This is a genomic window from Vagococcus salmoninarum (genome assembly GCF_003987495.1).
Classification (GTDB): Bacteria; Bacillota; Bacilli; order Lactobacillales; family Vagococcaceae; genus Vagococcus_D; species Vagococcus_D salmoninarum.
In genome coordinates this window covers 117747-134779 of the sequence record NZ_NGJU01000005.1, presented here as the reverse complement: position 1 = coordinate 134779, position 17033 = coordinate 117747, and the positions used below count along the sequence as shown (strand labels likewise).

At 37.3% G+C, this 17033-nt stretch carries 17 protein-coding genes and 1 other annotated feature (1 of these 18 only partly in view); of the genes, 15 read left to right on the top strand and 2 right to left on the bottom strand.

The annotated features are described in order from the left end of the window. Positions 1-205 (top strand) — a binding site (T-box leader) (it extends 45 nt beyond the left edge of the window). Positions 206-266: 61 nt separating this feature from the next. From CBF35_RS04815 to CBF35_RS04765, 11 genes are all read left to right on the top strand, one after another. After that, entirely contained in the window at positions 267-869 is a 603-nt protein-coding gene (locus CBF35_RS04815; protein ID WP_126778856.1) for a type 1 glutamine amidotransferase family protein, read from the top strand. 18 nt (positions 870-887) lie between these two features. Beyond that, positions 888-1535, top strand: coding sequence for an amino acid ABC transporter permease (locus CBF35_RS04810; protein WP_126778855.1), 648 nt, complete (start codon positions 888-890; stop codon positions 1533-1535). Between the two features lie 15 nt (positions 1536-1550). Next, positions 1551-2186: an amino acid ABC transporter ATP-binding protein gene (locus CBF35_RS04805; RefSeq protein WP_126778854.1), complete on the top strand. Its 636-nt coding sequence runs from the start codon at positions 1551-1553 to the stop codon at positions 2184-2186. 18 nt (positions 2187-2204) lie between these two features. Further along, entirely contained in the window at positions 2205-3026 is an 822-nt protein-coding gene (locus CBF35_RS04800) for an amino acid ABC transporter substrate-binding protein (protein WP_126778853.1), read from the top strand. Between the two features lie 494 nt (positions 3027-3520). Next, on the top strand, positions 3521-4639 hold the full coding sequence (gene mltG / locus CBF35_RS04795) for an endolytic transglycosylase MltG (protein ID WP_126778871.1): 1119 nt from the start codon (positions 3521-3523) through the stop codon (positions 4637-4639). 155 nt (positions 4640-4794) lie between these two features. Beyond that, on the top strand, positions 4795-5268 hold the full coding sequence (gene greA / locus CBF35_RS04790; protein WP_126778852.1) for a transcription elongation factor GreA: 474 nt from the start codon (positions 4795-4797) through the stop codon (positions 5266-5268). A 213-nt stretch (positions 5269-5481) separates the two neighbouring features. Beyond that, a complete protein-coding gene (liaF, locus tag CBF35_RS04785) occupies positions 5482-6216 on the top strand; it encodes a cell wall-active antibiotics response protein LiaF (protein ID WP_126778851.1) in 735 nt (244 codons plus the stop codon). After that, entirely contained in the window at positions 6213-7328 is a 1116-nt protein-coding gene (locus CBF35_RS04780) for a sensor histidine kinase (RefSeq protein WP_126778850.1), read from the top strand. The genes liaF and CBF35_RS04780 overlap by 4 nt, the downstream gene beginning before the upstream one ends. Positions 7329-7359: 31 nt before the next feature. Beyond that, entirely contained in the window at positions 7360-7992 is a 633-nt protein-coding gene (locus CBF35_RS04775; protein WP_126778849.1) for a response regulator transcription factor, read from the top strand. 28 nt (positions 7993-8020) lie between these two features. Beyond that, the gene (locus tag CBF35_RS04770) at positions 8021-8680 is read left to right on the top strand and encodes a potassium channel family protein (RefSeq protein WP_126778848.1); all 660 of its coding nucleotides are present in this window, start codon (positions 8021-8023) and stop codon (positions 8678-8680) included. Positions 8681-8769: 89 nt separating this feature from the next. Further along, complete coding sequence (locus CBF35_RS04765; protein ID WP_126778847.1) at positions 8770-9069, top strand: HesB/YadR/YfhF family protein; 300 nt, start codon at positions 8770-8772, stop codon at positions 9067-9069. 67 nt (positions 9070-9136) lie between these two features. Here CBF35_RS04765 and CBF35_RS04760 read toward each other — a convergent pair whose 3' ends face one another. Then, positions 9137-10096, bottom strand: coding sequence for an NAD(P)-dependent oxidoreductase (locus tag CBF35_RS04760; protein WP_126778846.1), 960 nt, complete (start codon positions 10094-10096; stop codon positions 9137-9139). A 101-nt stretch (positions 10097-10197) separates the two neighbouring features. Then, the gene (locus tag CBF35_RS04755) at positions 10198-11004 is read right to left on the bottom strand and encodes a DUF1189 domain-containing protein (RefSeq protein ID WP_126778845.1); all 807 of its coding nucleotides are present in this window, start codon (positions 11002-11004) and stop codon (positions 10198-10200) included. Positions 11005-11228: 224 nt separating this feature from the next. Between CBF35_RS04755 and CBF35_RS04750 the strand changes: the two genes are divergently transcribed. The 4 genes from CBF35_RS04750 to CBF35_RS04735 all read left to right on the top strand — a co-directional run bounded on the left by CBF35_RS04750 (position 11229) and on the right by CBF35_RS04735 (position 17024). After that, positions 11229-11837, top strand: coding sequence for a superoxide dismutase (locus CBF35_RS04750; protein WP_126778844.1), 609 nt, complete (start codon positions 11229-11231; stop codon positions 11835-11837). A 204-nt stretch (positions 11838-12041) separates the two neighbouring features. Further along, entirely contained in the window at positions 12042-12335 is a 294-nt protein-coding gene (locus CBF35_RS04745) for an Fpa/YlaN family protein (RefSeq protein ID WP_126778843.1), read from the top strand. Positions 12336-12349: 14 nt separating this feature from the next. Next, the gene (locus tag CBF35_RS04740; RefSeq protein WP_126778842.1) at positions 12350-13567 is read left to right on the top strand and encodes an FtsW/RodA/SpoVE family cell cycle protein; all 1218 of its coding nucleotides are present in this window, start codon (positions 12350-12352) and stop codon (positions 13565-13567) included. Between the two features lie 31 nt (positions 13568-13598). Then, positions 13599-17024, top strand: coding sequence for a pyruvate carboxylase (locus CBF35_RS04735; RefSeq protein WP_126778841.1), 3426 nt, complete (start codon positions 13599-13601; stop codon positions 17022-17024). The last annotated feature ends 9 nt before the right edge of the window (positions 17025-17033 follow it).

The window sequence follows — 17033 nt, the reverse complement described above, 5'->3', positions numbered from 1 at the left end:
GAGAGTCCTTGGGTGGTGGAAAAGGATAGCACATATATAACGAACACAGCTGGGAGCTATTTTGCCGAAAAATGAGTAATCATTTAGTAGGTTCAATCGGTATGCTCGTTATCGCAAAAGTCTCTTAGAGACTTTCTGAGGTAGTTGCTGTAAAGCAATTGCGAACAGAGGTGGAAACACGTGAATTAAAACGCTCGTCCTCTTGGCATTGATCTGATGCCAAGGGGACTTTTTTGTATTTAATAAAAAAGATAGGTTGTGTAAAGATGATTGTGATTTTAAGTGACGCACCAGCAGAACAAGAGGAATTAATCAAAGAACTTGTAGGATTAGGCTTTCAAGCAACATGTACTTTAAGCATTCCAGAGATAGAAAAAAGTAGTGGCATCATTATTCCTGACCAAGAGTCCTATGAAAAAGCTATGAGGACTTTAAAAGGAAATCAACTAGTGCCAGTATTAAAAGCGGCGGCTAAGGCTAATAAAAAAATAATTGGCATCGGCTTAGGACTCCATCTATTGTTCGAAGGTCAGCTAGGTGCAAACTATCTGACAGGGTTAAACTTATTAGAAGGCTTAAGCGAAGAGCTGCCACTTGAGGAAGAGTCAGAGCACGCATTTCCTGCTCAGGGAAAACTTTTAGGAGTAGCTGAAGACTTAATGAGTCAGCAAGAAGACCAAGACTTAGAGGTTTATTTTACAAAACCTTACTGGGTTGATTGCGAATTAGAACTAATCAAAGGGCTAGGCCAGGGCAGTCTAAAATTCCCAGCCATAATCCAAGCTGAAAATATTTGGGGCTTGCACTTTTTACCTGAAAAAAGCGGTGACGTTGGCCGTGAGTTATTGAAAAAAATCATCACCTCTTAAAGAAAGGAGCAAAAGACGATGGAATTAGCCTTAAAAGTTTTACCGGCATTATTGACCGGCTTGCAAGTCACCTTGAAATTATTCAGTTTAACTTTACTTATTTCTTTACCATTAGGATTTATCGTTGGTCTCGGAGCAACTACCTCATTTAAACCGTTACGATACTTAATTGCGACTTATACTTGGGTCATTCGGGGAACGCCTTTATTATTGCAAATGTTTTTTATCTTTTACGGCTTGCCGCTAATTTCAGAAAGTTTAGTCTTTCCGAGATTTACAACGGCTTTAGTCGCCTTCGTGATCAACTACACGGCATACTATGCGGAAATTTTTCGTGGTGGGATCTTAGCAATTCCTAAAGGCCAGATTGAAGGCGCAAAAGTTTTAGGCTTAGGTAAATGGCAAACAGTCACAACAATCGTTTTGCCCCAAGTCTTTAAAAAATTATTACCTTCAATTGGCAATGAAATCATTACCTTAGTTAAAGACACGTCATTAATTTATGCTGTCGGTTTAAGTGATGTGATGAAAGCTGGAAAAGTTGCTTTGCAACGTGAAATTAATTTGATTCCTTTAATCGAAGTCGCCTTCTTCTATCTTTTGTTAACAGGCGTCTTGACCTTACTATTGAAACATTTAGAAAATAAATTGAATTATTATGAGTAAAAAGGAGGATAACAGATGCTTGAACTAAAAAATGTCACAAAGGAATTTAATGGTAAAAAAATTCTCGATAGCCTTGATTTAAGTGTGCCAGCAGGCTCGATTTTAGCGATAACTGGTCCTTCTGGTGGTGGGAAAACAACGTTACTTCGGTGCATCTGTGGGCTAGAGAAGATGGACCAAGGGGAAATTTTTGTTGCAGGTCAAAAAATTGATCCCCAAGATCATGAAAATAGTCTGGAACGGATTGGGATTGTATTTCAAGAGTTTAATCTATTTCCTCATTTATCAATTAAGGAGAACTTAACCTTAGCACCGATACGTGTCCTTAAACAAAGTAAAGTAGTAGCTGAAAAGAACAGTTTATCAGTTTTATCTCAGTTAGATTTAGTAGAGCAACAAGATAAATACCCATACCAATTGTCAGGTGGTCAAAAACAGCGTGTAGCGATTGCTAGAGCCTTGCTAATGGAACCTAAGGTGCTTTGTTACGATGAACCGACAAGTGCCTTAGACCCTGCTTTAAGAGACAGCGTCGCCGAGACAATTTTATCTTTAAAAGCCGCTGGTATGACTCAAATTGTCGTAACTCATGATCATGAGTTCGCTAAAAAAATTGCTGATCAGTTGTTAGTCGTTGAACCTATCAAATAATAAGAGGAGGAAGTAATGATGAAAAAAGTAAAAATTATTGTTAGTACGTTGTTAGTTAGTTTAAGTTTAGCAGCTTGTAGTAATGAGCAAGAAGAGAGTCAAGGATTAAAAGATTGGGAAAAAATCACTGAAACAGGCAAATTAGTGATTGGTGTCGATGATACTTTCGTACCCATGGGCTTTAGAGATGAAAATGACAATTTAGTTGGTTTTGACATTGATTTAGCCGAGGCAGTAGCGGCAGAATTAGGTGTGGAAGCGGAAATCCAACCAATTGATTGGATGATGAAAGAGACCGAGCTTCAAAATGGACGGATTGATTTAATTTGGAATGGTTACACAGTAACGAAAGAGCGCCAAGAGAAAGTCGCTTTTACACAAGCTTACTTAAATAATGAGCAAGTCATTGTGACCTTAGCTAAAAATAATATAACGAGTTATGAAAACTTAAAAGATAAACCCTTGGGAGCTCAAGAAGGCTCAAGTGGTGCTGATGTTTTAGTAGCTAATCCTGAATTATTGCTAGACTTTGTTGAAAATCAAGAAGCGATTTTATATCCAACTTTTGTTGAAACCTTTTTAGATTTAAACAATGGTCGAATTGATGGCTTTATTATTGATAGTGTTTTTGCTGAGTATTACATTGAACAAGAAGGTCAAGCAGATAAGTATTTAATCTTAGATAGTCAATTCCCTCAAGAAGATTACGCAGTGGGGGTAAGAAAAGACGACTCAGAAACATTGAAACAAATTAACGGCGCTTTAGATAAGTTAAAAGCGGCTGGTGAGATGGAAAAAATTAGTCAAAAGTGGTTTGGTGAAGATAAAACAATTAAGTAAATCAAGATAAAAAATAACAGCTTTGGCTGTTTTTTTTTATTAATATTTTTTGTAAAAAAAATTAAAAAAACTGAGAAATTAAAAAGCGCTAAAAAGGTTTTAACTTTCAGAGAGTTTCGTGTATAATAATGGAAGTTATGACTGAGTTTAATCAGTAGTAAGGAGGTTTCATTTTGGATAATAATCATCCGAACCAAGATGAAAAGAAAGCAAGTCGTTCAAATCAAAATACAGACAATCAAAATGGAACAAATAAATCGTTAGCGGGGGCCAGCCTCCGGGAGCAAGTCCTCGGTTCAATCAGAGAAAGAAATAACGATCTACCAAATCCTACAAAAGGCCAAGAAAATAACGAAAAAACAGAGCCAAGGAAGCAGCAAGAGCATCGGGAAGAGCCAACTAGCCAAGAAGCGGAAGTGAGTCGTGAAAACACTTACCATTCAGAAACAGCTAGTCGCTTAAAACACCCGTCAAAGGAGTCTTCAGAAGTTACTATGTCAGAAAGTCGTCGCCGTCAATCGAAACGGCAAAAGGAAAATACTATGGTTCGTAAAATCGTTGCCGTCGTCGTAGTTGCATTAATCGTTACCGTCACTATTTTAGGCTTTTCTTTTTATCGCTATTGGAAATCTGCGTTGAAACCTTACAATCCTAAAGACAGTAAGCTAGTTCAAGTCGAAATTAAAATTGGTACAAGTAATAAAGGCATCGGAGCGATTCTTGAAGAAAATAAAATCATCAAAAGTGGCTTAGTTTTTAACTATTTTGTGAAAACGAACAATTTAACTGATTTCAAAGGTGGCTTTTATCAAATGGCTCCCGATATGGAATTAGAACAAATCGGTCGCTTATTGCAACAAGGTGGCACTGACCAACCTTTAGAATTAGCAGACGCTCGAATAACGATTCCTGAAGGTTTTTCAATTGAACAAATTGCGAATTTGTTTGCAGAGAAAACGAAAGTGTCCAAAGAAGAATTTTTGGCTGTTATTACTGATGAAAAATTCTTTAATACTTTATATGATAAATACCCAAATCTACTAAGTAGTGTGAAAGATGGGAAAGATGTTAGATATCGTTTAGAAGGCTATTTATTCCCAGCAACGTATAACTATTATGAAGAAACAACGATCGAAGAGATTGTCACTCAGATGGTGGATAAAACGAATACGATTTTAGCCCCTAAAATGGAAGATATCTCAGCTAAAAACTACACGGTTCAACAGTTACTGACCTTAGCTTCATTAGTTGAAAAAGAAGGTGTCGAAGAAGGGGACCGTCGCAACATTGCTCAAGTCTTCTTAAATCGGATTGAGACTGACATGCCATTGCAATCAGATATTTCAATCTTGTATGCCATGGAAGAACATAAAGTTCACTTGTCAAATAAAGATACGCAAGTGGATTCCCCATATAACTTATATATTAATAAAGGTTATGGACCGGGACCATTTAATAACCCTAGTGAACAGGCGATTAATGCTGTTTTAAACCCAGAGGATAATGAGTTTATTTACTTCTTAGCCGATGTAGACACGGGTAAAGTTTACTTTGCTAAAACTTACGAAGAGCACTTGAAGCTTAAAGAAGAATACATCGATAGCAAAAATTAAGTTAGAGACGATTATCTCAAAAAAACGCTTTTACTATTTACATTTAGGGAAAGACGTGGTAATCTTTGGGATATAAATTACAAGCTTTTCCAGAGTGAGCTCTGGAAAAGCTCTTCATTTTACACATAAATGATATTAAAGGAGTAGAAATTAAAATGGTAGAAAAAGTCTTTCCAATGACCATAGAAGGTAAAGAAAAATTAGAACAGGAATTAGAAGAATTAATTACCGTTAGACGTAAAGAAATTGTTGAACGTATTAAAATCGCTCGCAGCTTTGGGGATTTATCAGAAAACTCAGAATACGAATCAGCTAAAGATGAGCAAGCTTTCACTGAAGGCCGCATCACAACGTTAGAAAACATGATTCGTTTTGCTGAAATCATTAATAGCAATGCCGTTGCCCCAGATATTGTTACTCTAGGCCGGACAGTTACTTTTATTGAATTACCAGACGGTGAAGAAGAAGAATACGTGATCGTTGGAAGCGCTGAAGCGGATCCATTATCAGGTAAAATTTCAAATGATTCACCGATTGCCAAAGCTTTAATCGATAAAAAAATTGGCGATGAAGTAACGATTCAAACACCAGGTGGCGACATGAAAGTTAAAATTGTTAAAGTAGCTTAATGTAAAGGCTTAGCATGAACTCATATGCTAAGTCTTTTTATTTAAAGAAATAGTAAATAAAGGTAGTATTATGAAGGTAATTTCGGTATCATTTAGGAGAATGTCAAAACTAAGACTAAAGTCGTAGAGAGATGTCCTTCTCAAGCAACTTCAAGAAGTTTACGGAGTTCAGTATAATTAGATAACAAACTATAAACGATAGGAGCAATGAAAATGAATAGCTCATGGAAATTCTTTTTTATTATTGAAGCGTTGTTATTAATTTTGGCAGGCTATCAATTAATAAATAACCCCGCAGCCATTGTATTCTTAACTTTGGCAGTCATTAATTTGCTTTATGCCTTAAAGAAAAGCATCAAAACATCTTTTAACCAGTTTCAGTTGATTGTGAGTTTAGTTGTGATTGGCTTGATCTTATTAATCAGTAGTCCGATGATTTGGATTATGATGATTTTTGCTGTCATCTTTATCGGGCTTAAAGGTGTGGAAGTTTCTGGGGTGGAGTTGTTTCAAAATGCCCCTTGGCGAAAAAAACACATGTTAATGGTTGAAACTGCCGAAAGTGAACCAAAGAATGGGCGCCGGTTTAAACGTCCTTGGATTGGTAACCAACGAATTGGTAGTAATGTCTATGAATGGGATGATATCAATTTTACGATTATCTCCGGTGATACGATTATTGATTTAGGAAATACTTTATTACCGAAAACCGACAACGTTATTATGATTCGTAAAGGTTTTGGCCGAACACGAGTCCTTGTACCGGTAGGGATTGGGATTGTCTTAGAACACTCTACCTTATTAGGTAATGTTATTTTTGAAGATGAATTTTTTAGAATTAAAAATGAGTCTTTAAAAGTCTACAGTCAAGACTACGACGGTAACAACCGCCGCTTAAAAATTGTTACTAGTACCTTAATGGGGGATGTTGAGGTGATTCGCATATGATGTCGAAGCTCACCCGACCCCTCTTATTTATTTACACCTTTATTTTTACAAATGTTATTTTATTGTTAACTCTGTACTCCTACTTTTATGCTACCCGAAAACATAAATGGTTTTTAGAACTATGGGAAGCTAAAATATTCCGGGTCCCTTTGATTGTCTATATTTTAGTGATTTCGGTCACAGTAAGCGTGATCGTTTTAATTACTGTCTACTTTGTTAGACGAAGTCAGTATGGTAAATTAGAAGAAAAGGTTCGTCTTTTAGCTAATGGAAACTATGATAGTAATTTATTTTTAAATCGGGTTCGGGGAGCTGAACACGACCCTTATATTTCTGATATTGATCAAGACTTAACAAATATCAATGAAAACATGCAACGAATGTCTAAGGAATTGCAATTATTAACGAGTCGCCCACAGATGGTTGATGGGGAATCAAAAGAACAAATTTTACAAGAAGAACGTCATCGCTTAGCCCGAGAGTTACATGATTCAGTCAGTCAACAACTTTTCGCTGCAGCAATGATGATTTCCGCCTTGCAAGAAGAAGCGAAAAAGTATGAAACGAAAGAACTTTTTCAAAAACAAATGGACATGGTAGGCACGATTATTAACGCTTCTCAATCTGAAATGCGGGCGTTACTCTTGCATTTACGACCAATTACTTTAGAAGGTAAATCTTTACAAAAAGGGATTGAACAGTTGTTAGTTGAGCTACAAACTAAAATTCAAATTGAATTGAATTGGGAAATTGAAGACATTGAGTTACCGACTGGCGTGGAAGATCATGTCTTTAGAATCGTTCAAGAATTATTGTCTAATACGTTACGTCATGCTAAAGCAAAATCGTTAGAAGTCTACTTTAAAAAAGTCGATAAAAGCATGTTACTGCGGATGATTGATGATGGTGTCGGTTTTGATGTTGAGAAAGACCGGGTAGGTAGTTATGGTTTAAACAATATTAAAGAACGGGTGACCGGTATGGGAGGCACTTGTAAAATTATTAGTTTTAAAGGGAAAGGTACCAGTGTGGAAATTAGAGTTCCCGTATTAGATCCACCTCTTAGCCCAGAAGCTGAGTTAGCTGTCGAAGCTGAAAAAGTCTCAGAGTAAATAAAAAACAACGTGAAGGAGCGTGTAAATAGTGATTAAAGTATTGTTAATAGATGACCACGAAATGGTTCGCCTAGGAGTCTCTTCTTATTTATCGATTCAAGAAGACATTGAAGTCATTGGTGAAGCTGAGAACGGTCAAATTGGGTATGAGAAAGCTTTAGAGTTAAGGCCAGATATTATTTTAATGGACTTAGTGATGGATGTGATGGACGGCATTGAATCAACAAAAGCGATTTTAAAAGATTGGAAACAAGCGAAAATAATTATTGTCACAAGTTTTATTGATGATGAGAAAGTTTATCCAGCCATTGAAGCTGGGGCGGCTGGCTACTTGTTAAAAACCTCAACCGCAAGTGAAATTGCTAATGCTATTCGAGCGACTCATCGCGGTGAGACTGTGTTAGAACCAGAAGTAACTGGTAAGATGATGGAACGCATGACCCGTAAAAATGAACCAGTCTTACATGAAGATTTAACGAACCGAGAAAATGAAATCTTGTTACTAATTTCCGAAGGTAAGAGTAACCAAGAAATTGCTGATGAGTTATTTATTACTTTGAAAACCGTTAAAACTCACGTCTCTAATATTTTATCAAAACTAGACGTGGAAGATCGAACTCAAGCGGCGATTTATGCTTTCAAACATGGTATAGTTAAGTAACTAGTTAATAAGAAATGGAGTCAGAGAGATGAAACAAAATTTTGCAATTATTGGCCTAGGCCGTTTTGGTGGTAGTTTATGTGAAACTTTAGTCGAATCAGGCCAAGAAGTTTTGGCGATTGACAAAGATGAGGATCGAATTAATGAATATATGAACATCGCCACCCATGCCGTTGTCGCTAACGCTCAAGATGAGATGACTTTACGTTCTTTAGGTTTACGAAATTTTGACCATGTGATTATTGCGATTGGTGAAGATATTCAAGCAAGTATCTTAGTGACTTTAATGGCTAAAGAAATGGGTGTCCCTAATGTGACAGCTAAAGCCCAAAATGAGTACCATGCTAAAGTCTTATATAAGATTGGGGCTGACCGTGTCGTTCATCCGGAACGAGACATGGGGGTTAAAGTTGCTCATAATTTAGTTTCAAAAAACATTTTAGATTATTTAGAGCTATCTGATGAGTACTCATTGGCAGAAGTTAAAGTCACAAATCCAAAATTCTTTGATAAAAATCTAATTGATTTAAACTTTAGACAAAAATTCGGATTGAATATCGTTGGGATTCGTCGTGGCGAAAAGTTGATTATCTCACCATTAGCGGAAGAGTTAGTCCTGAAAAATGACTGCTTACTCTTAATCGGTGCCGATGAAGATGTGGAACGACTAGATGAAAAAATGCAGTAAAGCTCTTTTTCAGTCTTAGGCATAAAGCCCGATAATTTTTCTGAGGTATGCTAAAATAAAAGCATAAAGAAAAGAAAGTGGGTTATTTCATGAAAATAACAATTTCACCTGAAGCAACAAAATGGTTTACTGAGGAATTAGAATTAGAAAAAGGCGATAGTATTCGCTTTTTTGGAAAATATGGTGGTAGCACGAATGTCCATGCTGGTTTTATTACAGGCATGGAAATCGCTAATCCTTCCCGTGAGACATTAGGGACGGTTAAAGATGGCGGGATTAATTTCTTCGCTGAAGAGATTGATGACTGGTTCTTTCACGGTTATGACTTAAGCGTGGACTATGACGCTCAAAGAGATGAACCAACTTATTATTATGTTGCTAACAGTTAAGCTAGCCAAAAGGCAAAAAGAGCATTCCTTAAGGAGTGCTCTTTTTTGTGAAAAATTTAAAATTATTTTAGTAGCCTAGATCTAAAGCCACAATACTTTGGGACAATTGCCCAACTTGATTGTAGGAAGTTAAATTATTTGCAAAAATGGTTAATAAACGTTGGTTGTATTGTAAAGTATTCCCTGAAATATGGGGGGTGATTAGTAAATTTGGCAATTCCCATAAAGGGGATGTTTGAGGCAATGGCTCTTCTTCAAAAACATCAATGCCTGCAAAGGCAATTTTTTCACTCAAACAGTTGTCATATAAGGCCTTAGAATCAACTGAAGGTCCCCGTCCGACATTAATAAAGACGACCCCGTCTTTCATGTAAGCAAAACGTTCAGCATCGTAGAAGTGCGTCGTTTGACTCGTTAAAGGTAAGATGTTGATCACGATGTCCATCAATGGCAAGACGTCGTTAATTTCGTCTTGGGGATAAGTTTCAAGAAAGTTTGGCAAAGAATAACCTGATCGATTGATACCATATACTTCAAGCTCGAAGACACTTAAGACTTGGGCTAATTTGCGACCGATTTCACCAGTACCAACAATCAAGACTTTTTTATTAGCGATTTCGCTTAAATTAGGGTGTTTATTCCAAGCCCGTTGTTGTTGATCTAAAGTTGCAGTGAATAAGCCACGGTAATAACCTAGTAACATGCCAATGACTGATTCAGTAATTGGTATACCATGAACACCACTAGCATTAGATAGCAAAATATTTTTTTCTTGAAGTCTTTTTAAGTCAAAATAGTCAACGCCAGCTGAATAAGCTTGGATCCATTTCAACTGACTTGTAGGGGAGTCTAAAAGTTGATTCCCCAGCTCAGACTGCCACCCTAAAGTGATTTCAATTTGATCAAGGGGTGTTTCAGCTGTGATGGCCTCGGTAGTAATCAGCTGATAGTTTGTAGTTAATGGTTCAATTAAGGCTAGTTCTTCAGCTGTTAATTTTGGAAAAATGAGTAAAAGTGGTTTAGTCATAAAATCCTCCTTCGAATAAGTCTGATTACATTGTAACAAACTTTGTTAAAAACATAAAAGAATACAAAAAAACTAGCTGCGAGACAGCTAGTTTTTATTTTTTATAAAGTTGGTTTGTCTTCAGCTGGCGGCACAGCTTTGAGATAAATCATCAAGGTCATCAACATCATGACAAAACTCGCATTAACCATCGGGAAGAAAGTTAATAAAAGAGTTGAAACAATTGCTGGAATAGTTGCCGAAAAGACGATGATTTTAAAACTCTCAGTTAATTTAAGTTGACTACGACGCATTTTAATAAATAAATTACCGACAAGAGTCATCATGACAATAGTTAGCAGTAAATCAAAAGCAATCGGTAGCAAAGCGATACTAAAAGCAATGATTAGAATTTTAACTAAATTTGGATTGGAAGCCACATTGTTTAAAATCCATTCTTTCGTCAAGTTACCATTATCGAAACGACTGTAAGGAATTTTTAGTAAGCGAGAAGGTAAAAGTGATCCCATTAAATTATCATCGGTAACAGTGAGGATAATTTCTTCTTTTAGTAAACCTAGACCAATAACATTACCAATCAAGTCGTTTTGAAGATCCTCTTGGTCACGTTTGCCATCGGGGTCAAATGTGAAAATTAAATAGTCGGTTTGATAAATGAAGCCGCTATCGGGAGTGTCCGTAGTTAGCTGGTTATCTTTTGTTGAGAAATCAGGCATTTTGTCGGTAATGGCGGTGACGTCTTTTTGCATCGTGCCAACAACTTTAATTAATTCAACACCTAAAGGAATACTCATTATTAACGTTAGAAACAGAAAGTAAATAAAAACTTTGCCACCAGACTTATCTTTGCCTTGAAGTAAGTCAGTTGGTTTGACAAATGCTGCCTTAAATAGTTGTAATAAACTCATGTGAACTCCTTCGTCAGATTCAATCCCTTCAGACTGTCTCTGAATATTTTTTCAAGCGAACCACTAAGGATTCGTTACAACAGGTATTGTAATCTTTTTATGATAGAAACACAAGAATATGACTATATGACCGATTAACAAGCATTTATTTTGATTAGAAGAGTTGGAAATGATACAGTTAAGGTGTTGAAAGAAACAACACACTATTTATTGGAGGTATTAGAATGACTTACACATTACCAGAATTACCTTACGCATATGATGCTTTAGAACCACATATTGACGTGGAAACAATGCACTTGCATCATGATAAGCATCACAATACATATGTAACTAACTTAAACGCAGCGATTGAAAAATATCCTGAATTAGGTGAAAAATCAATTGAAGAGTTAGTAGCAGATTTAGCGAATGTTCCAGCGGATATCCGTGGCGCAGTTCAAAATAACGGTGGCGGACATGTCAACCACACTTTCTTCTGGGAAATTATGGCACCAAACGCAGGTGGCGAACCAACAGGAGCAGTTAAAGAAGAAATCGAAGCAACTTTTGGTAGCTTTGCTGACTTTAAAGAAAAATTTGCTGCAGCCGGTACTGGCCGTTTTGGTTCAGGTTGGGCATGGTTAGTTGTCACTGATGGTAAATTAGAAATCATGTCAACCCCTAACCAAGATTCACCATTAACAGATGGCAAAACACCTATTTTAGGTTTAGATGTTTGGGAGCACGCTTACTATAAAAAATATAGCAACGTTCGCCCTGAATACATCAAAGCTTTCTGGAATGTTGTTAACTGGGATGAAGTTAATAAACGTTTAGCAGCTGCTAAATAATAAAGCTTTGCAAGACTTGCTCTAGAGAGTTTTCTCTAGAGCTTTTTTTGACGAAAAAAGCTAAAAATCAGCTAATAAAGAAAGCAAAATCCGTAAATAATAAAAGGCTAAAGTAAAACTTAAAATACACGAAAAGTTCTTTCGATACTATTAAAAAAGTTCGCTTTTGTGCTATAATAAGTGAATTAGATAGGAGGGTCCGTCATGGATACTGAAATTTCGAAAGAATTTGCTTTAGACGTTTTAGATGAAGAAGCCAAAAAGATTAGACGCCTGATAAGTAATCAGCGAAATCATTTATGTATAGCCCAATGTAAAGCCTTTGAGGAAGTCGTTGACACTCAAATGTATGGCTTTTCTAGACAGGTGGATTATGCAGTCCGCTTAGGCATTATTACTACCCACGAAGGTCACAAAATCTTAGCTGAGTTAGAGCAAGAATTAAATAAAGTATACAACGATGTTTACGAGGAACAAAAAGAAAGTCATGTGGAGTAGGAAGGTGAAAGTCAGTGCCCAAAAAGGCTAAAAAGTTTTATTACATGGATTACGGGATCTTAATCCCTTATTTAGTACTATCGGTATTTGGTGTGATTATGGCATACAGTGCCAGTTCTTACCGTTTAGTGAATCAATTATATCCGAAACCAGCAGGGTCAGATGCGATAAAAGAAGCGGCATTTTTAATAATTAGTCTGATTTTAATCGCGTTTATTTATAAAATGAAAACAAAAGTTTTTCAAAATAAACAATTTATTATGTTTGGGATTTTCGTGATTAGTGTCTTACTTTTACTAACGCGATTTACTCCTTTAGGAACAGAACTTAATGGGGCCCGAGGTTGGATAAAAATGGGGCCTTTAGGCAGTATTCAACCAGCAGAATTTTTAAAGATTATGATTATTTGGTATTTATCATATATTTTTGCTAGACGGCAAGATGGTATCGTCAAAGATTTTAAAAAAGCGACACTAAAGCCATTACTCTTAGTCGGTTTACTCATTGGCTTAGTCTTAATACAACCAGATACTGGTGGGGCGGCAATTCTTGTCTTAATCGCATCAGTTGTTGTGTTAGCAAGTGGTGTTAGTTATATCTATGCTTTAGTAATTGGTGGCGGTGGTGTCTTTTTTAGTGTGGCAGTTATCCAACTCTTAGCCTTAATTCCTGAAAGTTGGTATCCGGCTAATTTTTCTCATGTCTATGGACGTTTTGCTTCGTATCAAGATCCATTCCGTGATGTCTATAATTTAGGTCATCAAATGGTCAACTCCTATTATGCTATTTATAGTGGTGGTTGGTTCGGTAAAGGCTTAGGCAACAGTATTCAAAAGAAAGGCTTTTTACCAGAAGCTCATTCAGATTTTATGTTTTCAATTATTTTAGAAGAAATGGGTCTCCTTGTGGGAATCCTTTTATTAGGGATATTACTATTTTTAACTTTAAGAATTATTATGGTAGGGATTAAAGCGACAACGAGTTTTAATTCATTGATGTGCTTAGGGATCGGCGGCATGTTATTAATTCAAACTTTCGTTAATATTGGTGGAATCACGGGAATTATCCCACTAACAGGGGTGACTTTTCCTTTCTTAAGTCAAGGCGGCTCAAGTCTGTTAACGTTATCAATTAGTATCGGCTTTGTTTTAAATATTCGGGCCGATGAGTTAAGAAAAAGACACCACCAAGCAGCAACTTTAAAAGCTGAAATAATCGAATTGCCGGTATAAGAAGTGAAAAAATGATGAAGGTGGGAAAAGTATGAAAAAAGTCTTAGTAGCTAACCGTGGAGAAATCGCAATTCGGGTGTTTCGTGCCTGTACGGAATTAAATATTCGGACAGTTGGGATTTACGCCTTAGAAGATGAGAGTTCAATGCATCGTTTTAAAGCTGATGAAGCATACTTAGTTGGTTCAGGGAAAAAACCAATAGATGCCTACCTGGATATTGAAGATATTATTAGAATTGCTAAAGAGGCTGGGGTTGACGGGATTCACCCTGGTTATGGCTTTTTATCAGAAAACTTACAATTTGCCAAACGATGTCAAGAAGAAGGGCTAATCTTTATTGGACCAAGCCCTCATCACTTAGATATTTTTGGCGATAAAATTAAAGCGAAAGAAGCGGCTATTGCTGCGGGCATCGCTTCTATTCCAGGCTCAGATGGACCAGTGCCGACAATTGAAGGTGTTTTAGCCTTTGCAGACACTTATGGTTATCCGATTATGATCAAAGCAGCCTTAGGTGGCGGTGGTCGGGGCATGCGGGTCGCTCATAATGAAGTTGAAGCGCGGGATGGCTTTGTTAGAGCTAAAAGTGAAGCCAAAGCAGCTTTTGGTAATGATGAAGTGTATGTCGAACGTTACATCTTAAACCCAAAACATATTGAAGTCCAAATTTTAGGGGACACTCACGGCAACGTGATCCATTTATTTGAACGGGATTGCTCTGTTCAACGACGTCACCAAAAAGTTGTTGAAGTGGCACCTTGTGTCTCAATGAGTGAAGACTTCCGCCAAGAAATTTGTGGTGCTGCTGTTCAGCTAATGTCACATGTAGGCTATATTAATGCTGGAACCGTGGAATTTTTAGTCGAAGGGGATAACTATTACTTTATCGAAGTTAACCCACGAGTCCAAGTGGAACATACGATTACTGAATTAGTCACGGATATTGACATTGTTGTCAGTCAGTTACTAATTGCCTCAGGTCAAGATTTACATCAAGACATTGGCATTCCGTTACAAGCAGATATCCAACTAAGGGGAACAGCGATTCAATGTCGGATTACGACGGAAGATCCCCAAAATGACTTTATGCCAGATACGGGAACTATTGATACTTACCGTTCGCCAGGTGGTTTAGGCGTCCGGTTAGACATGGGCAATGCTTATGTTGGTTCAAGTGTGACGCCGCACTTTGATTCACTCTTAGTTAAAGTTTGTACTTTTGGAACGGACTTTGATAAAAGTGTTAATCGGATGCGACGAGCCTTAAAAGAATTTAGAATTCGCGGTGTCAAAACTAATGTAGCCTTTTTAGCTAATGTAATTAATCACCCGACCTTTAAATCAGGCGCTGCGACAACGACGTTTATTGATAATACTTCAAGTTTATTTGATTTTAAATCACTAGGTGACGCTGGAAACAAAACCTTGAAATACATTGGCGGGGTCACTGTTAATGGTTTTCCAGGAGTTGGCAAAGAAGAGAAACGTTTCTTTGAAGCAGCTAGTTTACCGAAAAAAATTCTTAGACAAGAATTAATTACTGCTAAAAATGTCTTAGATCAAAAGGGTGCCGACGGTGTTGTTAAATGGATCGGGAAGCAAGAAAATGTCTTACTAACTGATACGACTTTCCGTGATGCTCATCAAAGTTTGTTAGCAACCCGGGTGAGAACTCAAAACATGCAAAAAATCGCCAAGCTGACCGAGGAAGCCATACCTGAGTTATTCTCAAGTGAGATGTGGGGTGGCGCGACCTTTGACGTGGCTTACCGTTTCTTAAATGAAGACCCTTGGGTTCGTCTCCGTCAATTACGAGAGCAAATGCCTAATACTTTACTGCAAATGTTGTTCCGTGGCTCCAATGCCGTTGGTTATCAAAACTACCCAGACAATGTGATTGAAGAGTTTATTAAAGAATCGGCTCGTCAAGGCATTGATGTCTTCAGAATTTTTGATAGCTTAAACTGGTTGCCACAAATGGAAAAAAGTATTCAAGTAGTCCGAGACACTGGTAAAATTGCCGAAGCGGCGATTTGTTATACCGGTGATATTAATGATCCTAGCAGAGCGAAATACAATGTCCAATATTACAAAGAGATGGCCTTAGAGCTTCAAAAAATGGGTGCTCATATTATTGCCATTAAAGATATGGCTGGCTTATTAAAACCACAAGCCGCTTATCGTTTAATAGGTGAATTAAAAGCCACAGTAGATTTACCGATTCATTTACATACTCATGACACGAGTGGCAATGGCATTATCACTTATTCAGCAGCCACAAAAGCCGGTGTTGATATTGTCGATGTGGCCTTAAGTGCCATGAGTAGTGCTACCAGTCAGCCGAGTATGAGTAGTTTATACTATGCTCTAGTTAATGGTGCGAGAACCCCAGATATTAATATTGAGAATGTCCAAAAGGTCAATCATTACTGGGAAAGTGTTCGGAGTTTCTACCATCCTTTTGAAAATGGTGTCAGTGCCCCGCAAACAGAAGTTTATTCCCATGAAATGCCTGGTGGCCAATATTCTAACTTACAACAACAAGCGAAAGCCGTTGGTTTAAGTGATCAGTGGGATGATGTTAAGAAGATGTATGCTGTCGTTAACCAAATGTTTGGTGATATTGTCAAAGTCACGCCTTCATCGAAAGTTGTTGGTGACATGGCCTTGTTTATGGTTCAAAATGAGTTAAGCGAAGCAGATGTCTATGAACGAGGAGAAACCTTGAGTTTCCCAGAGTCTGTTGTCAATCTTTTCCAAGGTAATTTAGGACAGCCCACAGGTGGCTTCCCAGAAAAACTTAAAACACTTATTTTAAAAGGAAAACCGGCAATCACGGTACGACCAGGGTCATTAGCGAAAGCTGTTGATTTTAAAGCAGTTGCCACGGAACTAGGGGCTTTAATTGGTCGCCAACCCCAACAAGAAGAAGTCTTAAGCTACTTAATGTATCCTCAAGTCTTCTTAGACTATACAAAAATGTATCAAGAATTTGGTGATGTCACGTTACTAGATACACCGACCTTCTTTTATGGAATGCGACCAAACGAGACAATTCACTTAGAAATTGAAAAAGGTAAGACCTTAATTATTACTTTAGATCAAGTCGGCGAACCAGACTTAGAAGGCAAGCGAATTCTCTTCTTTACTTTCAATGGCCAACGTCGAGAAATCTTAATTAAAGACAGTAACATCAAATCATTAATTACGGTTAAACAAAAAGCTGAGCCAACGAAACGTGAACATGTTGGTGCGACGATGTCAGGTTCTGTTTTAGAAGTCCTCGTCAAAAAAGGCGACCAAGTTAAAAAAGGTGATCCTTTATTAGTAACTGAAGCGATGAAGATGGAAACGACAATTCAAGCTAGTTTTGATGGTGAAATCAAAACAGTCCATGTCACTGATGGTGAAAGTATCCTTTCAGGAGATTTACTCTTAGAAATGCTTAGTAAGTAAAAGAAAGTA